The organism is Sphingopyxis sp. CCNWLW2, from assembly GCF_037095755.1.
Classification (GTDB): domain Bacteria; phylum Pseudomonadota; class Alphaproteobacteria; order Sphingomonadales; family Sphingomonadaceae; genus Sphingopyxis.
Genome location: NZ_JBAWKJ010000001.1, coordinates 1,662,685 through 1,679,085 on the forward strand (window position 1 = coordinate 1,662,685; position 16,401 = coordinate 1,679,085).

The 16,401-nt window shown below is 66.1% G+C and carries 21 protein-coding genes; 7 read left to right on the forward strand and 14 right to left on the reverse strand.

Annotated features, from left to right (window positions below):
• Nucleotides 1-77: 77 nt before the first annotated feature.
• Both V8J55_RS07825 and V8J55_RS07830 read left to right on the forward strand, forming a co-directional pair.
• Nucleotides 78-605: a copper chaperone PCu(A)C gene (locus V8J55_RS07825; RefSeq protein ID WP_336445087.1), complete on the forward strand. Its 528-nt coding sequence runs from the start codon at nucleotides 78-80 to the stop codon at nucleotides 603-605.
• Between the two features lie 6 nt (nucleotides 606-611).
• Complete coding sequence (locus tag V8J55_RS07830; RefSeq protein WP_336445088.1) at nucleotides 612-1,088, forward strand: vgr related protein; 477 nt, start codon at nucleotides 612-614, stop codon at nucleotides 1,086-1,088.
• Nucleotides 1,089-1,139: 51 nt separating this feature from the next.
• Here V8J55_RS07830 and V8J55_RS07835 read toward each other — a convergent pair whose 3' ends face one another.
• The gene (locus V8J55_RS07835) at nucleotides 1,140-1,313 is read right to left on the reverse strand and encodes a hypothetical protein (protein WP_336445089.1); all 174 of its coding nucleotides are present in this window, start codon (nucleotides 1,311-1,313) and stop codon (nucleotides 1,140-1,142) included.
• 36 nt (nucleotides 1,314-1,349) lie between these two features.
• Nucleotides 1,350-1,673 carry a hypothetical protein gene (locus V8J55_RS07840; RefSeq protein ID WP_336445090.1) on the reverse strand — a complete coding sequence of 108 codons (324 nt, stop codon included), beginning with the start codon at nucleotides 1,671-1,673 and terminating at the stop codon, nucleotides 1,350-1,352.
• 145 nt (nucleotides 1,674-1,818) lie between these two features.
• Between V8J55_RS07840 and V8J55_RS07845 the strand changes: the two genes are divergently transcribed.
• Nucleotides 1,819-3,174 carry a DNA recombination protein RmuC gene (locus V8J55_RS07845; RefSeq protein ID WP_336445091.1) on the forward strand — a complete coding sequence of 452 codons (1,356 nt, stop codon included), beginning with the start codon at nucleotides 1,819-1,821 and terminating at the stop codon, nucleotides 3,172-3,174.
• Between the two features lie 108 nt (nucleotides 3,175-3,282).
• On the opposite strand, the gene V8J55_RS07850 is transcribed toward V8J55_RS07845, so the two are convergent.
• The 8 genes from V8J55_RS07850 to V8J55_RS07885 are packed head-to-tail and all read right to left on the reverse strand — an operon-like array spanning nucleotide 3,283 to nucleotide 9,335.
• A complete protein-coding gene (locus tag V8J55_RS07850; protein WP_336445092.1) occupies nucleotides 3,283-3,996 on the reverse strand; it encodes an META domain-containing protein in 714 nt (237 codons plus the stop codon).
• 52 nt (nucleotides 3,997-4,048) lie between these two features.
• Nucleotides 4,049-4,858: a TrmH family RNA methyltransferase gene (locus V8J55_RS07855; RefSeq protein ID WP_336445093.1), complete on the reverse strand. Its 810-nt coding sequence runs from the start codon at nucleotides 4,856-4,858 to the stop codon at nucleotides 4,049-4,051.
• A gap of 4 nt (nucleotides 4,859-4,862) precedes the next feature.
• Entirely contained in the window at nucleotides 4,863-5,141 is a 279-nt protein-coding gene (locus V8J55_RS07860) for an HPr family phosphocarrier protein (protein ID WP_037513592.1), read from the reverse strand.
• On the reverse strand, nucleotides 5,138-5,566 hold the full coding sequence (locus V8J55_RS07865; protein WP_037513594.1) for a PTS sugar transporter subunit IIA: 429 nt from the start codon (nucleotides 5,564-5,566) through the stop codon (nucleotides 5,138-5,140). The genes V8J55_RS07860 and V8J55_RS07865 overlap by 4 nt, the downstream gene beginning before the upstream one ends.
• A 14-nt stretch (nucleotides 5,567-5,580) precedes the next feature.
• The gene (gene rapZ, locus V8J55_RS07870) at nucleotides 5,581-6,519 is read right to left on the reverse strand and encodes an RNase adapter RapZ (protein WP_336445094.1); all 939 of its coding nucleotides are present in this window, start codon (nucleotides 6,517-6,519) and stop codon (nucleotides 5,581-5,583) included.
• 10 nt (nucleotides 6,520-6,529) lie between these two features.
• On the reverse strand, nucleotides 6,530-6,976 hold the full coding sequence (locus V8J55_RS07875) for an HPr kinase/phosphorylase (RefSeq protein ID WP_336445095.1): 447 nt from the start codon (nucleotides 6,974-6,976) through the stop codon (nucleotides 6,530-6,532).
• Between the two features lie 54 nt (nucleotides 6,977-7,030).
• Nucleotides 7,031-8,635, reverse strand: a complete 1,605-nt coding sequence (locus tag V8J55_RS07880) for a sensor histidine kinase (RefSeq protein ID WP_336445096.1) — start codon at nucleotides 8,633-8,635, stop codon at nucleotides 7,031-7,033.
• The gene (locus V8J55_RS07885) at nucleotides 8,625-9,335 is read right to left on the reverse strand and encodes a response regulator transcription factor (RefSeq protein ID WP_336445097.1); all 711 of its coding nucleotides are present in this window, start codon (nucleotides 9,333-9,335) and stop codon (nucleotides 8,625-8,627) included. Before V8J55_RS07885 ends, V8J55_RS07880 begins: the two co-directional genes overlap by 11 nt.
• A gap of 279 nt (nucleotides 9,336-9,614) precedes the next feature.
• Here V8J55_RS07885 and V8J55_RS07890 point away from each other — a divergent pair, with 279 nt between their 5' ends.
• Nucleotides 9,615-11,216 (forward strand): phosphoenolpyruvate carboxykinase, encoded by a 1,602-nt coding sequence (locus V8J55_RS07890; RefSeq protein WP_336445098.1) that lies wholly within the window; start codon nucleotides 9,615-9,617, stop codon nucleotides 11,214-11,216.
• 49 nt (nucleotides 11,217-11,265) lie between these two features.
• Nucleotides 11,266-11,712, forward strand: a complete 447-nt coding sequence (locus V8J55_RS07895) for a hypothetical protein (RefSeq protein ID WP_336445099.1) — start codon at nucleotides 11,266-11,268, stop codon at nucleotides 11,710-11,712.
• A 51-nt stretch (nucleotides 11,713-11,763) separates the two neighbouring features.
• On the opposite strand, the gene V8J55_RS07900 is transcribed toward V8J55_RS07895, so the two are convergent.
• Together V8J55_RS07900 and V8J55_RS07905 are read right to left on the reverse strand one after the other, a co-directional pair.
• Nucleotides 11,764-13,608, reverse strand: coding sequence for a DUF885 domain-containing protein (locus V8J55_RS07900; RefSeq protein WP_336445100.1), 1,845 nt, complete (start codon nucleotides 13,606-13,608; stop codon nucleotides 11,764-11,766).
• A 124-nt stretch (nucleotides 13,609-13,732) separates the two neighbouring features.
• Nucleotides 13,733-14,131, reverse strand: a complete 399-nt coding sequence (locus V8J55_RS07905) for a DUF3597 domain-containing protein (protein ID WP_037513601.1) — start codon at nucleotides 14,129-14,131, stop codon at nucleotides 13,733-13,735.
• A gap of 179 nt (nucleotides 14,132-14,310) precedes the next feature.
• On the opposite strand from V8J55_RS07905, the gene V8J55_RS07910 reads away from it, so the two are divergent.
• On the forward strand, nucleotides 14,311-14,892 hold the full coding sequence (locus V8J55_RS07910; RefSeq protein WP_336445101.1) for a DUF937 domain-containing protein: 582 nt from the start codon (nucleotides 14,311-14,313) through the stop codon (nucleotides 14,890-14,892).
• A 6-nt stretch (nucleotides 14,893-14,898) separates the two neighbouring features.
• Nucleotides 14,899-15,297 carry a DUF4345 domain-containing protein gene (locus V8J55_RS07915; RefSeq protein ID WP_336445102.1) on the forward strand — a complete coding sequence of 133 codons (399 nt, stop codon included), beginning with the start codon at nucleotides 14,899-14,901 and terminating at the stop codon, nucleotides 15,295-15,297.
• On the opposite strand, the gene V8J55_RS07920 is transcribed toward V8J55_RS07915, so the two are convergent.
• Together V8J55_RS07920 and rpmA are read right to left on the reverse strand one after the other, a co-directional pair.
• A complete protein-coding gene (locus V8J55_RS07920; protein ID WP_336445103.1) occupies nucleotides 15,270-15,866 on the reverse strand; it encodes a GNAT family N-acetyltransferase in 597 nt (198 codons plus the stop codon). The genes V8J55_RS07915 and V8J55_RS07920 overlap by 28 nt on opposite strands.
• Nucleotides 15,867-16,106: 240 nt before the next feature.
• The gene (rpmA, locus tag V8J55_RS07925) at nucleotides 16,107-16,376 is read right to left on the reverse strand and encodes a 50S ribosomal protein L27 (protein ID WP_037513604.1); all 270 of its coding nucleotides are present in this window, start codon (nucleotides 16,374-16,376) and stop codon (nucleotides 16,107-16,109) included.
• Nucleotides 16,377-16,401 lie beyond the last annotated feature (25 nt).

Sequence of the window (16,401 nt, forward strand, 5' to 3'; positions counted from 1 at the left end):
CGCTAATCCTTGGCACAAGGGCTTTCAGGGCTTATCGAGGGCGTGAAAACGACGCGCTTTTACGGAGTCCTCCCAAAATGAAACCTTTTGCGATCCTTGCACTCGCCGCCACCGCGCTGACCCTGTCGGCCTGCGGCGATAATCTGGTCGCTGCCAAGCCGCTGAACGTCGTCAGCGGCCATATCGTGATGGGCGCGACCCCAGACCGACCCGCGGTCGGCTATTTCCGCGTCCAGGGCGGGCCGCAGCCGGTCCAGCTCGTTGCGGTGACCGCCGACCTCGCGCAGCGCGTCGAGATGCACGAAAGCGTCAAGGAAAATGGCGTCGTGACGATGAAGCCGCTGCTCCGCGCCGACGTCCCCGCAAAGGGCGAGCTGGTGTTCAAGCAGGGCGGCAAGCATCTGATGATCTGGGGCATCAACGGCGCCGCGGTGCGCGCGGGCAAGCTGCCGATGGCGTTCGTGTTCACCAACAACAATAATGAGCGCATCCTGTTCGATCTGGTGATCAAGCCGGCTGAGGGCGCTGCGGCGGAGGGCGGAATGGACCATGGCGCGATGGATCATGGCGCTGACAAGGCGGCGCCGGACGCGGCCAAGAAATAAGTCTGCGTGCCGCGCCACGCGCGTTCCCTGACCCAAGGCGAGGTCGCGCTGGCGCGCAGCGTGTTCGGCGACGCGATCTCCTACGACCGCGTGCGTGTGTGCCATGACAAATGGATATTCTTCCAGCCGCGCCACATCGTCATGGCGCCGATGGGCAGCCTGCACTTCAACCCGCACGGCGAGCTCTATTGCGACGATTTCAGCGCGGCGTCGCAGCGATTGCAGGGGCTTTTCATCCACGAGATGACGCATGTGTGGCAGGCGCAGACGCGCGGGCGCTGGTATCTGGTGCTGATGCGCCATCCGTTCGCGACCTACAGCTACAGCCTCAAGCCCGGCTGGCTGCTCGAACGCTATGGGCTGGAGCAACAGGCCGAGATCGTCCGCCATTACTGGCTGCTCACACAAGGCCTGGTCGTCGGCGGCGCGCCGGGGATCGACGCTTATCGCGCGATCCTGCCGTTCGAGGCCGAGTCCGGATAACGGCCCGGGATAAAAAGACCGGGGAGCGGCAAGCGCTCCCCGATCCGGATATCAGTGCTGCATATCCTTGTGATCGGCGTGATCGGACTTGTCCTCGCCTTTCTTGTCGCAGCAGCAGCCGTCCTTCATTTCCTTGCAGCAGCACGCCTTCTTGGGCGCCTCTGCGGCATGGGCGGCGGCGGGGGTGGCCAGCGCGATCGCCAGCCCGAACAAGATCTTCTTCATAAATGCTCCTTTGAATGACTGAAATCGGGATCGCATTCAGGAGCGCGGCGGTTCGGCTTCGGGAACCGGATCAAGACCGTCGAGCCGCGCCATTGTGGTATCGGACGGGATGAATTTTTCCGGGCTGGCCAAGCCAATATCGGGCGCCGGGCACGCGATCGCGATGCAGGGCGACGCACAATCGGGGTGCGCGGGCAGCGGCGTTTTCTTCGCAGGCGCAGACATGTCGCAGCCCGCCATGGCGGGGCCGGCGGTTTGAGCGGCCGCGGCTGCGGTGCAGAGCGGGCTGCCCGGCCCCGCGGCAAGCAGCACCGCGGCGACGAGCAGGAGCAGCGATTGAAAGAGGCGCCATCGCATCATGTCGGCATCATTCTATCCGGAAGGGCGGCACATGCAATCCCGGCGGCGGCAACCCGGGCTGCGTCGCCCCGGAAAACTATTGCCGGTCGGGCGGCCCGCCATTCTTCGCTGGCCAAACACCCGCTGTTCGTCCTATGTTCCGTTTATGGATTCAACCTCGCTTGTCGTCGCCCTCGTTGCCCTCGCCATCGGTGCCCTGATCGGCTGGCTCTTCGCCGGCCGCCAGTCGGGCGCGCTCACGGCCGAGCGCGACGGGCTTTCGGAGCGGTTCAAGAGTGCGGTGACCGATCTTGCCGCCGAGGCCGAGGCGCGCAAGGCCGCTGATATCCGGCTCGCCGCGCTGCTCAGCGAGCAGAAAGCGCGCGACGAAGCGCATGATGCGCAGATTGCGGGGCTGAAGGACGCGCAGGCGGCGCTCACCGCGCAGTTCCGCGAGGTCGGGCAGGTGATGCTCGATGGCGCGCAAAAGGCGTTTCTCGAACGCGCCGACGCGCGCTTTCGCCAGAGCGAAGAGACGGCGGGGCAGAATCTGAAGGCGCTTCTGAATCCGGTCCACGAACGCCTGCAAAAATATGAGGAAGCGGTCGGCAAGGTCGAGGCCGAGCGGCGCGACGCCTTCGGCCTGCTCCACGGCCAGATCGCCGCGATGCGCGAGGGCACCGAACGCGTGTCGAGCGAGGCGGCGAAGCTCGTCAACGCGCTGCGCAACGCGCCCAAGGCGCGCGGGCGCTGGGGCGAGCAGCAGCTCAAGAATGTACTCGAAAGCTGCGGCCTCTCCGAACATGCCGATTTCCAGACCGAGGTCAGCGTAAACGACGGCGACGGCGGGCGGCTGCGCCCCGACGTCGTGGTGAAGGTGCCCGGCGGGCAGAGCCTCGTGATCGACGCCAAGGTGTCCCTGAACGCCTATCAGGATGCGTTCGGCGCGGTCGACGAACGCGAGAAGGCGGCGCACCTCGCCGCACATGCCGCGGCGATGAAGGCGCATGTGAACACGCTCGGCGCCAAAGCCTATTGGAACCAGTTTCCCGATACCCCCGATTTCGTCGTGATGTTCGTCCCCGGCGAACATTTCCTCGCCGCCGCGCTCGATCAGGACCATGAGCTCTGGGATTATGCGTTCGAGCGCAAGGTGCTGCTCGCGACTCCGACCAACCTCATCGCGATCGCGCGCACCGTCGCGGCGGTGTGGCGGCAGGAAAAGCTCGCCAATCAGGCGCGCGAGATCGCCGCGCTCGGCAAGGAGCTTTACGCGCGCATGTCGGTGATGGGCGCGCATATCGCCAAGGTCGGGCGCAATCTCGATCAGGCGACGGGGGCGTATAATGCCTTCGTCGGCAGCTTTGAATCGCAGGTGCTGACGCAGGCGAAACGTTTCGAGGCGCTCGATATCGAAACCGGCGACAAGGAAATTCCCGCGCTCCCTGTTGCGGAGCAGTCGGCGCGTCCGCTCGCGAAGCTCGCGTCGGCGCCAGCGGCGGTGAACGACGCGGGCGAATAGGCCCATTCTGAAATCCTGTTCGCATTGAGCGAAGTCGAGATGCCGTGAGGGTGTGGACCGCCGATGGGTGTCTCGACTTCGCTCGACACGAACGGAGATGAGAGGTGTTTAAATCACCCGCCGCAATACCGCCGTCCGGCCTTCGCTCCCGGTCAGGATCAGCGTGCCGTCGTCGGCAAAGGTCAGGCTGACCGGCGAAGCCATCAGTTTGAAGAAGGCCGCCTCCTGCGTCATGCCGGCGCCGGGACACGCCATTTCGGTCGCCATCAGCGGTCCGGCCTTGAGTGTCCCGCCGTCGACCGAATAGCCGCCCGAAAAGCGGTTGCAGCCCGCGCTGCCGCTAAGCCGGTTGCCGTCGAATTGCAGCGAGGTCGGCCGGTCCGCCGCGACGGGCACGCCGCCGATCGACACGAAGGTCCAGTTCGATCCCGCCAAGGTGTCGGGCGGCAATATCTTGCCGCCGCACCCCTGCAGCGCCTTGCCGTCGGCGACGACGCGGACGCTGTCGGAATAGCGACGGTCGCTCATCCCGTCACTGCACGGCGCCTGCCGGACGACGACCGACAGGCGGTCGGTGGTATAGGTCCGCCCGTTGGTCGACGGCTTCGCGCCGGGGTTCGGCACCATGATCTTCGTCTCGCCATAGTCGCCGTCGTAATTGAGCCGCGACGGCGTGATCTCGAGCGTCCAGCCGGGCTCGGTGCCGAGCGCCATATAGGCGGCGGCAGGTTGCTCGCCGGGGCCTTGTGGCGGCGTTTCGGCGGCGGGGGCGCAGGCGGCGAGCGCGAGAAGCGAAGCGGCGGGGAGGGCGACCCTGATCATGCGGTGTCTCCTGAACGCATTATGCTGATCGATCGATGAACCGCGCGCGGCGCTATTGGTTCCGCCGCTGGTTCAGCACCTCATATGCCATCACCGCGGTCGCGACCGCGGCGTTGAGGCTGTCGGCCTTGCCCATCATTGGCATCTTCACGCGGACGTCGGCGGCATCGGCATATTCGCTCGGCATGCCCTGCGATTCATTGCCCGTGAGGATGAAGGTCGGCGCGGTATAGCGCACCGCCTGATAATCCTCGGTGTCGTCGCCGAGCCAGGTCGCGACGAGCTGCCCCGACCCCTGCCGCAGCCACGGCAGAAACTCGTTCCAGCGTGCGACCACCAGCTTCTGCGTGAAGATCGCGCCCATGCTCGCGCGCACCGCCTCGACCGCATAGGGATCGGTCGATTCGTCCAAGAGGATCAGCCCGCCCGCGCCGACCGCGTCGCCGGTGCGCAGCATCGTGCCGAGATTGCCGGGGTCGCGCAGCCGCTCGGCGACGAGCCAGATCGGCGCGGCGTCGCGGTCGAGATCGGCGAGCGTCGTTCGCGGTTCGGCATAGATGCCGACGACGGTCTGCGGATTGTCCTTGCCCGACAGTTTCGAGAGGATCGCGCCCGTCGTGTCGATCACCTCGCCGCCCGCCGCCAGCGTGTCGGCGGCGAGCGCCGCCGCGAGCGGGTGTGCGTCGCCCTCGGGCCCGAGGAACAGCCATTGCGGAAGCACGCCCGCCTCGCGCGCCTCGGTCGCGATGCGCAGCCCTTCGGCGAGGAACAGGCCCTCGGCGCGGCGATGGCGCTTTTCGCGCAGCAATCGCATCCGCTTCACCAGCGGGTTCGACAGGCTCTCGATGGTGGAACGGCGCATGCCGTCAATCCTCGCCGAAGCTGTCCTTGACCAGCCCGACGAGTTTCAGCAGCGCGGCGTCGGCGCCGTCGCCGCGCGTGTGGATGGTGATCGAATCGCCCTTCGCGGCGCCGAGCATCATCAGCCCCATGATCGAGGTGCCGTTGACGCGCGATCCGCCCTTTTCGACCTCGACCGAGACGCTTTCGGGCAGGCGGCTGACGAAGGTCACGAACTTGGCGCTGGCGCGCGCGTGCAGGCCGCGCTGGTTGGTGATTTCGACCGTCTCGGAATTTTCGTTCAAGGGCCCACTCCCAGCATTTCCGACGCGACCGAAATATATTTCTGGCCGGCTTCCTTCGCGGCGATCACCGCGGCGCGCAGCTCCATCGTCTTGCGCGCGCTTTCGAGGCGGATCAGCATCGGCAGGTTGACGCCCGCGATCACTTCGGTGCGCCCCGATTCGAGCAGGCTGATCGCAAGGTTCGACGGCGTGCCGCCGAACAAGTCGGTGAGCATCACGACGCCGCGACCTTCGTCGACCTTGCGAATCGCATCGGCGATTTCCTTGCGGCGCATTTCCATATTGTCGTTGGGGCCGATGCACACGGTCGCGATGGCCCTTTGGGGACCGACGACATGCTCCATCGCGCGCACCATTTCCTCGGCGAGGCGGCCGTGGGTGACGAGCACCATTCCCAGAAGCGGCAGAGCCTTATCGTTCGGCATGCAGTCGTCGACCCTTATGTTTTGCCGCCGGGCGCGGAAGCCGCGGGCGGGGGCCTGCCCTCAAGCCCATCTTGCGGGGCAGAGTCAAGATTGCGGTGGGTCAGCGTTGGCTCATATCCGGATTCGCGTAGCGTTTGGGCAACACGCGCCGCGACATGGACCGACCGGTGGCGGCCGCCGGTGCAACCAAAAGCAATGGTGACATAGCTTTTGCCCTCGGCGCGGTAGCGCGGCAGCAGGGTCAGGATCAGCTTCTCGATCTGCGCGACGCTGTCCTCATAGGCGGGGTCGGCGATGACATAGGCGGCGACATCGGCGTCGAGCCCGGTGCCGGGTTTCAGCTTCGGGTCCCAGTGCGGATTGCGCAGATAGCGCATGTCGAAGACGAGGTCGGCGTTGCGCGGCAGCCCGCGCGCGAAGCCAAAGCTCATCACGTTGAGCACCGGCTCGCCGTCGCTCGCGTCGCCGAAGCGCTGGCGGATTTCCTGCTGCAAATCATTGCTGCTGTAATTCGTCGTATCGACGACATGCTCGGCCCAGCGGCGGAGCGGCTCCATCATCTCGCGCTCGCGCGCGATGCCGTCGGCGGCGGGGCGGTCCTCGGCCATCGGGTGGCGGCGGCGCGTTTCGGAAAAGCGGCGCTCAAGCTCGGCGCCCGCGCAGTCGAGGAACAAAGTCTGGATGTCGCGGCCGCCCGCTTCGCGCAAATCCTTGATCCGGCGCACGAGCAGCGCGGGACGGAAGCCTCGACTACGACTGTCGATGCCGATCGCGAGCGGGCGACCCGCTTCGCTGCGCTGCATCGGCGCGTCAATGAGCGTTTCGAGCAGCGCGAGCGGCAGATTGTCGACAACCTCCCAGCCGAGGTCCTCGAGCACCTTGAGCACGGTCGATTTTCCCGCGCCCGACAGGCCGGTAACCAGCAACAGGCGCGATTCGGCGGCCGGACTCATCGTCGATGCATCATGCGCCGGGCGCCAGCCGTTCGAGTGCGAGCAGGATCTTGATCGGCGCCGACGCCTCGAACGCCGACAGCAGCAGCGCGGGCAGCGGGCGGCCCGCGACCGTCTCGAACTGATTGATCGACGGCATGCGATCGTAACGGTCGGTCAGGCGCACCGCGAGCGCGAGCGGCACGGGTGCCGTCCACGCGCGTTCGATGATCCCGATGCCACGTACTTCCAGCTTGCCCGCGAGATTTTCGGGCGGGCGGCACCACAGGCGGTCGCGTTCGAACCAGATGTCGCAGCGATCGTCGGCGACCAGCTTGGCACCGCGGTCGATCAGCCGCAGCGCGAGGTCCGATTTGCCCTGTCCCGAATTGCCGAGGATCAGCACGCCGCCATTGCCCGCCGCGACGCAGCTGGCATGGATATTGATGATATCGGTTCGGGTCCGGCTCGGAAGCATGGCGCATGGCTTACCGGCGACGATGCGGTGCCGCAAGGCGATAGGATGACGGCGTCAGCCTGCCGCGTGCCCGCCTTCGCGCGCGGGGAGGGTGATGAGCAGGCTTGCACCGGGTTTGCCGTCGTCGCGATCCTTGGCGCTGATCGTCCCGCTATGCCCCTCGACGATCGTCCGCGCGATCGCCAGACCCAATCCGCTGTGCCGCCCAAAGGCTCCCGAAGGGCGTTCGCTGTGAAAACGGCGGAAAATGGCGTCGCGCTGCGCGGGATCGATCCCGGGGCCGTCGTCGTCGACCTTGATGTGAACCTCGTCGCCGAGACGCGTTGCCGAGACGCAGACGAGGCCGGCGTCGGGCGAAAAGCTGATCGCATTGTCGATGACATTGTCGATCGCGCGTTCGAGCCGGTGGCCGTCGCCCATCACCACCGTTGTGCCCTTGCGCGGGCGCGCGAATGCGACGCGCGGCTGCGGCACATTCGCGTCGACGCGCGCCGCGCGCGCGGCGAGCATCGATTCGATCATAATGCCGACGTCGATCGGTTCGAACAGGGTGCGTGACAATTGCGCGTCGACGCGGCTCGCCTCGCTGATGTCGCTCACCAGCCGGTCGAGCCGGCGGACGTCCTCGTCGGCGATCGCGAGCAGTTGCGCGCGCTGCTCGTCACTCTTGACGCGCCCCAGCCCCTCGATCGCCGAGCGGACCGAAGCGATCGGATTCTTGAGTTCGTGCGTCACGTCGGCGGCGAAATGTTCGCCCGCGTCGATGCGTTCGCGTAGCGCCTGCGTCATGTCGGACAGCGCGCGCGCGAGCGTGCCGATCTCGTCGCGGCGGCTCGGCAGGCGCGGGACGACGACTTCGCGCGCGCGGCCGAGGCGGACGCGCACCGCGGCGCGCGCCAGCCGGCGCAGCGGCCGGACGATGGTGCGCGCGAGGAACAGCGAAAGGAGCACCGAAGCCATCAGCACCATCGCGACGACGACTGCGATGCGGAACCGCTCGGCGCGCACGGTGCGCGTGATATCGCGCGCGTTGAGCGTCATCAGCACCGTCTGCGGTGTCTCTAGGTCGACCACGCGCGCGGCGCTGAGCAGCGGTGTGCGTTCGGGGGCAAAGCGGAAGCGGCTCGCGGCGACCCCGCCGGTCTGCGCCTCGACGACTTCGGGCCAGGACTGCGCCCGGTCGACGCGCGGCTCCTCAAAATCGGGATAGGTCGGCGCGCCGACGACCCAGTCGATCCCGCGGTCCATCGCGCGCGCGGCATCGCGCTTCCAGGGCTGGAGGTCGGGATCGCGCAGCGTATAGGTCGGCGGACCGCTCTGAAAGCTGTCCGAGATGCGCTGGCCGTCGGGCGCATAGAAACGCAGCCGCGATTCGGTCGCTGCCGCGAACTCGTCGATCAGCCGCGTCCGCTCCTCGGGGCGTGCGGCCTCGAGCGCGCTGTCGAGCATCGCGAGCTGGTCCTTCATCACCTCGATGCGTGTATCGACAAGGCGGCTGCGATAGGTGTCGAGATAATAGAAGCCGCCCGCGAGCAGCGCGATTGCGAGGATGTTCACCGCGAGGATGCGCGTCGTCAGCGACCAGCGCGCCGACCAGACGAGCGGCGCCTCCTCCTGTTCGGCGACGCTCCCTTCAGCTTTCTGGGCGTCAGCTTTCATCGGCAAAGCGATACCCCGCGCCATAGAGGGTGGCGATCGCGTCGAATTCGGGGTCGACCTCGCGGAACTTGCGGCGCAAGCGCTTGATGTGGCTGTCGATCGTGCGGTCGTCGATATAGACGTCGTCCTGATAGGCGGCGTCCATCAACTGGTTGCGGCTGCGCACGATGCCGGGGCGGCTGGCCAGCGTTTCGAGGATCAGGAATTCGGTGACCGTCAGCGTGACGTCCTTGCCGTCCCATGCGACCTTGTGGCGCGCCGGGTCCATGCTCAGCCGTCCGCGGGTGATCGGTTCGGCGACGGGCTCGTCGCCCTCTTCGGCCGCGCTTTTGTTGAGCTCGACGCGGCGCAATATGGCGCGGATGCGCGCGATCACCAGGCGCTGGGAAAAGGGCTTGGCGATATAATCGTCGGCGCCCATCGCGAGCCCCAGTGCCTCGTCGATCTCGTCGTCCTTGCTGGTCAGGAAGATCACCGGAAGCTGGCTTTTTTCGCGCAAGCGGCGCAGCAGTTCGAGCCCGTCCATGCGCGGCATCTTGATGTCGAACACCGCAAGGTCGGGCGGATTGTCGATGAGCGGTTTCAGCGCCGCTTCGCCGTCCGAATAGACGCGCGTCACGAAACCCTCGGCCTGCAGCGCGATGGAAAGGGATTGCAGAATGTTGCGGTCGTCGTCGACCAGCGCGATAGTTGCCGTCATGCTCTTTCCGTTGGGCGGGCCCGGCAAAGCGATTAGCCTATCCGGGGCGCAGCGACAACCGCGCGCATGGTCACCGGTTTCCCGCTTTGCGCGTTCGTCGCAAGCGCGGCGCGGCCCCGCTTTAATCTTTTGACCTCCCCCGCCAAGCGAGCTAACGCGGCCGGGATTTCGGAATCGGCGGTCACGTCGGCACCCATGCAAATGCGGGCCAACCCATTAGTGCGCTAAGCATTGCATAGGTATGCAACGACGCCGCCGGACAAGGAAAGGCGAAGGCAAATGACCAAGATTGTTATCGGCGCGAGCACCGTCGAGACGAAGGCGGAGGTCGCCGAAAACTGGGGCGCGCCGCAGCTGATCGAGGACGCGGTCCGCCACGGCGAAGGCGTGCTCGCCAAGGACGGCCCGCTGGTCGTCGAAACCGGCAAGCACACCGGGCGCAGCGCGAAGGACAAGTTCATCGTCCAGGACGCCGAGACCGCCGACACGATCTGGTGGGGCAAGACCAATGTCCCGATGACCCCCGATCATTTCGCGGCCTTGAAGGCCGATTTCTTCGCGCACCTCGCCGAGCGCCCGCGCCTCTATCGCCAGCAGCTGTTCGGCGGCTCGCAGCCCGAGCATCGCGTTGCGGTCCAGGTCGTCACCGAATTCGCCTGGCACAGCCAGTTCATCCGCACGCTTCTCGTCCGACCGACGGCCGAGGAGCTGGCGGCGTTCGCGAGCGAATATACGATCATCGACCTGCCGAGCTTCCGCGCCGATCCGGCGAAGCACGGCACGCGCACCGAAACCGTCGTCGCGGTCAATTTCACCGAAAAGCTGATCCTGATCGGCGGCACCGCTTATGCCGGCGAGATGAAGAAGTCGGTGTTCGGCATCCTCAACTATCTGCTCCCCGTCGATGGCGTGATGCCGATGCACTGTTCGGCGAACATCGGACCCAAGGGCGATACCGCGGTCTTCTTCGGCCTTTCGGGCACCGGCAAGACGACGCTCTCGGCCGATGCCTCGCGCACGCTGATCGGCGACGACGAGCATGGCTGGTCGGACACCGCGGTCTTCAACTTCGAAGGCGGCTGCTATGCCAAGATGATCCGCCTCTCGCCCGAAGCCGAGCCCGAGATTTTCGCGACGACGAAGCGCTTCGGCACCGTGCTCGAAAATGTCGTGATCGACGCGCAAACGCGCGAGCTCGATTTCGACGACAACAGCCTCGCCGAGAACAGCCGCGGTTCGTACCCGATCGACTTCATTCCGAACACGTCGGACCATAATATGGGCCCGGTGCCCAAGACGGTGATCATGCTCACCGCCGACGCCTATGGCGTGCTGCCGCCGATCGCGAAGCTGACCCCCGATCAGGCAATGTATCACTTCCTGTCGGGCTATACCGCGCGCGTTGCGGGGACCGAGATCGGCGTGACCGAGCCCGAGGCAACCTTCTCGACCTGCTTCGGCGCGCCGTTCATGCCGCGTCACCCGTCGGTCTATGGCAACCTTCTGAAAGAACGCATCGCCAAGGGCGGCGTCCAGTGCTGGCTCGTCAACACCGGCTGGACCGGCGGCATGGCGACGATGGACGGCATCAAGCGCATGCCGATCAAGGCGACGCGCGCGCTGCTTAACGCCGCGCTCGACGGCAGCCTCAACGACGCCGAATTCCGCAAGGACCCGAATTTCGGTTTCATGGTCCCCGTCGCGGTTCCGGGCGTCGACAGCGGCCTGCTCGATCCGCGCGAAGCGTGGGCCGACAAGGCCGCCTATGACCGCACCGCACAAACGCTCGTCGGACAATTCATCGACAATTTCGCGCAATTTGCGGACCATGTCGACGAAGGCGTCCGCCAGGCCGCACCGCAGGCCGCCGTCGCGGCATAATTGACCCGGACCTCTTCCGGGTGGCACATCACCCGGAAGGAACGGACCCATGACCACCGAATATAAACCGCGCCTGTTCGCGCGCGACGACGAAATCCGCGCGCTCGGCGAAGGGCTGCTCGCGTGCGCCTTGCCGCGCGAAGCGTGGACGCACGAGGCGCATCTTGGCGCGTGCCTATGGCTGCTGACCGAGCGCCCCGACGTCGATATCGATGCCGAGATCGCCACTATCATCCGCCGCTTCAACGAAAGCGTCGGCGGCGTGAACGACGACCATGGCGGCTATCACGACAGCATCACCCGCGCTTATGTCGCGGGGGTACGGCTGTTCCTGTCGACGACCGCGGAGACGGAACTCGCGGCGCGCGTCAACGCGCTGCTGCGCTCCGACATGGGCCGCCGCGACTGGCCGCTGCGCTTCTACAGCCGCGAGCTGCTCTTCTCGGTGCCGGCGCGGCGCGCCTTCGTCGAACCCGATCTTGCGCCTTTGCCTTAGTCGCCATTGCGACCCCGGCTTCCGCCGGGGTCGCAATGGCGAAGAGGGGAGTTAGCCTTTCGCGCCTGCCACATAGGCGGCGACATTCTGCGCGAGCACGTCGAGCGGGACATTGCCGCCCTCGACGACGACATTGTCGAAATCGCGGAGGTCATATTTCGCGCCGAGCGCCTTTTGCGCCAGCCCGCGCTGGCGGACGATCTCGCTGTGCCCGACCTTGTAGCCGCACGCCTGCCCGGCCCAGCTGCAATAACGGTCGACCTCGCTCGCGACCTCGAGCGGGTTCGAGCCATTCTCCTTGACGAAGAAGTCGACGCCCTGCTCGCGCGTCCAGCGTTTGGCGTGGAGGCCGGTGTCGACGATAAGGCGGCAGGCGCGGAAGGCCAGCGACTGGAGATAGCCCAAGCGCCCGACCTCAAAGTCATCGTAAAGTCCCAGCTCGTCGGCGAGCTGTTCGGCATAGAGCGCCCACCCTTCCGAATAAGCGTTGAATGCCAGCATCGTGCGAATGAGCGGCATCTGGTTGGCATATTCGCCCTGCCACACATGGCCCGGAATCGCCTCGTGCATCGTGAGGTCGGGGAGAGAATATTTGCTGTGGAGCTCGGTGGTGCGCAGGTTGATCCAGAATTTGCCCGGAACGCTGCCATCGATCGACCCCGCGCCGCCATAGGCCGCGGGCGCGCCGGGTTCCTCGGCGAGCGGCAGGCGCTTCACCTCGACATTGCCCTTCACCAGCGTGCGGAAGGCGCGCGGCAACTCGGCGCGGATCTTGCCGAGCCAGGTCTGGATATAGGCGTGGATTTCGGCGCGGCCCGCGTCATTGTCGGGGAATTGGAAACGCGGATCCTTGGCGAGCGCGTTCATCCGGTCGCCGACCGAGCCTTGGGTATAGCCGAGTTTCTTGAGAATCGGGTCCATGCGACCATGGAGTTCGGCGAGTTCTTCGCGGCCCATCGCGTGGATTTCGTCGGGGGTCATGCGCGTGGTGGTCGAGGCGCGGAGGCCCCACGCATACCATTCGTCGCCGCCCGGCCGCGCCCACATGCCTGCGTCCATCGTCGCCTTCGACCGCTGCGCCTTCATCGCGGTGAGCTGGCGTTCGAGCGCCGCGGCGACGGGCCCCTGCACGATCTTCGCCGAGCGCGCGCTCCAGTCACCCGCGATCTTCGCTTCGCCGGTGCGGCGGACGAGGCTTTCGACCATCGAGCCGCCCGCCTTCGCATCGGCCAGGCTCGCTTCCATCTGCTTCACCGCCTTGTCGATCAGGAAGGCGGGGGCGATCAGTCCCCGTCCACCCGAGGCCTTCAGCCGGTCGGTCTCGCCGTCGAGCGCGCCCGGAAAGGCATTGAGGCGCGAGAGATAGGCTTCGGCATCTGCGGCGTTCTTCACCGGATGGTCGCTGTCGAGGAATTTGGGCACGTCGAGATAGGCGCCGACATTCTGGATCACGACATAGGGCGTGTTGCGCCAGCCGCCGACCGCGACATCGCCATAGGGCAGGGCAAAGCCGTCGAGCGCGACGCCATAGGCGCTTTCGACGACAGCAAGGCTGGTGCGGGTGCTGTGATCGAGCCCCGCTTTGTCGAAGGCGCGGACGCGCGCGAGATCGGCCTTCAGCGTGTCGGCGACGGCTTTCTGCCCTGCCGCCGACCGGTCGCCGAGACGCCCGCGCATCGCGGCGCGCGCGCCGGTGTCGATACCGAGCGAGGTCGCGCCTTCGGGCGACAGCGCGAGCAGATTGTCGGCGACCGAATCGAGCAGTTTCTGCGCGTTACTCTTTGGCGGCGACTGCAGCGCCGACGCGGGGCCAGCGATAGCAAGCCCTGCGGTGCCCGCACCGAGCGTGGCGAGCGTCTGGCGGCGGCTGACGGGGATGGAAAGCGGATTGGACACGGGCGGCTCCCTGGCGACTTGTTTCTTGTGAAACCTGTCTAGGCGCGGGGGCGCGCCGGTCAACGAAAAGGGGCCGGGAAAGCTGCTGCCCTCCCGACCCCCGTCGAAAATTATCGGCCGTCTATCAGTCGGTAAGGTCGGCGGGCACCTTGCCGCCGTTCGCCGCGAGTTCGCGCATCACCGCCTTGTGCAGCCAGATGTTCATTTCGGCGCTGCCGTCGAGCTCGCCGGTATAGCCGAGTTCCTGCGCCAGTTCCTTGCGGTTGGCGAGGCTCGAATCGATCCCGAGCAGCTTCATCAGGTCGACGATCGACGTGCGCCAGTTGAGATCCTGCCCGGCCTTGGCGGCCTCGGCGGTGAGGATCGCATCGACATCGACCGGCGCGGCGGCCGCTGCTGCCATGGCTTGCGTCGCGGCGTCGAGTGCGGAGCCGACGGGGTTGGGGGCTGCCGGGGCGGCGGGTTCTGCAGCGACGGCCTTCTTGCCGAAGATGGCGTCCTTGATCTTGCCGAAAATGCTCATTGTGTAGCTCCCACTAGAAAAGCGGCTCAACCCGGAAGAGGCGAGTCGAACAGCCGCAAGCTAGGACTATGCATTTGAGAATGACAGTCAAAAGACCGACTCGTCCTTCGCCCGCGCGCTGCTATACTCATTCCAATCGGTGCGGTGTCCGATCTGCGCCGAAGCGGGAGTATGATGACATGAATCTCACCGATATTTTGGCGCAGGCCGGCGGCATCGAATCGATGGCGAACCAGCTGGGCATTCCGCCCGCGATGGCAAAACAGGGCGCCGACGCGCTGCTGCCCGCGATTCTCGGCGGGTTCAAGAAACAGGCGCAATCGGGCGGCGGAGTCGAAGGCCTCGGCGGGCTGCTCGGCCAGCTGGGCGGCGGCGGCCTGCTCGACTCGGTGCTCGGACCGCAGACGACCCCGGTCGAACAGGGCAATGACGTGCTCGGCCAGATTTTCGGGTCGAAGGATGTCAGCCGCACCGTCGCCGGACAGGCCGCGGCGCAGACCGGGATCGATTCGGGGATTCTCAAGCAGATGCTGCCGATGCTCGCGATGATGGCCGCAGGCTATATGGCGAAGCAGGGCGGGCAGGGCAGCGAGAGCGGCGGGCTGGGCGGCATGCTCGGCAATGTGCTTGGCGGCGCGATGGGCGGCGGTGCGGCACCTTCGGCAGGCGGTCTCGGCGGTTTGGGCAAGATGCTCGACATGGACGGCGACGGCAATCCGCTCGACGACATCATGGGCATGGTGAACAAGATGCGCGGCTAGTCTCCCGTGCTGCGCGCGCTTTCGCTGTTTGCGGCCCTGTTCGGCACGGTCTGCGTGGTGATCGCGCTCGCGCATATCGCATTGGGGCCAGCGGCGATCCCCGGATCGGTGCCGGTCAATGCGACGATGGACAGCGAGGATCGCTTCTACGCGACGTTGTTCCTCGGCTATGGCGCAGCGATGATCTGGTCCAGTCGCGCGCTGGTCCAGCGGCGCGACGTTTTTGGCGCGCTGCTCCTGATCTTCTTCCTTGGCGGTATCGCGCGGATCGTCTCGGCGCTCGCGGTCGGGCTGCCGAACACGCTGTTCATCGTGCTGGGCAGCGTCGAATTGCTGCTGCCACCAATCCTGTGGGCGCTGCTCAAGCGAGCAGCGCCTCAGGCTGCCATCAGGCGCAGTTCCTGACGGAAATCCTCGTCCACCCCGATGCGGGTTCGCATCGGGGTGACGGCGCCATCGGCATCGGCGTCGCCTTCTTCGAACAGCGCACACGCGGCCTCGCCGCCGCGCGCGACGCTGTAGCGCTGCGCGACCTTGCCGGTGGGCCTGAAGCCGAGCTTGCGCAGCACCGCACCCGACGCCGGATTGTCGAGGAAATGGCCGGCAGTGAGCTTCGGCAGGTTTATCGCGCGCGCGATGTGGACGAGCTGGCGGCCCGCCTCGGTCGCAAAGCCGAGTCCCCAATAGGGGCGCGCGATCCAGTATCCCAATTCGGGGCGGCCCTCTTCATCGGGCTTGATGCCGCAGCCGCCGACGAGGCGCGGTGCGCCGCCGGTGCGGGCAAAGATCAGGAAACGCGGCTGGTCGGGATCGACGGGAAGGCTCAGGAACTTCTGCGCCTCCTCCTCGCCATAGGGCCAGGGTGCGGTCGCGAGATTGCGGACCACCGCCTCCTCGCCGATCGCCCGGGCCAACGCCGGGGCGTCTTCCTGCCAGCCGGGCCGCAGCAACAGTCTTTCGGTACGCGCGAACATCTTTTCAAACTCCCAATGCCTGTCGCCTTGGCGCCAGATGGTGACGCTTTGACGACATTCGATATGGAGGGAGATGGATGGCCCCGTTTTCGCGCCCGATCGTCACAAGTGACGGATTTTGGACAAGAAAAAAGGGAGTACGGGGGTGACCCGTCTCCCTCTTTTCGAACTTTGTTTCCGCTGGAGGCGGAAAGGACCGTTCCGGGTCATCCCTTGGTGGACGACCCTGGAAGATCGTCCTTATTCGGCGGCTTCCGCCATGGCGTCGACCGACACATATTTGCGGCCAAGCTTGCCATCGTGGAATCGGACTTGGCCGTCGGCGGTTGCGAACAGCGTGTGGTCCTTGCCCATGCCAACGTTGACACCCGGGTAAACCTTGGTGCCGCGCTGACGCACGATAATGTTGCCGCCGATCACTTCCTGACCGCCGAACTTCTTCACGCCAAGGCGGCGGCCGGCTGAGTCGCGACCGTTGCGCGAAGAACCGCCTGCTTTCTTATGTGCCATGACTGATGCTCCTTAATTCGTTCGT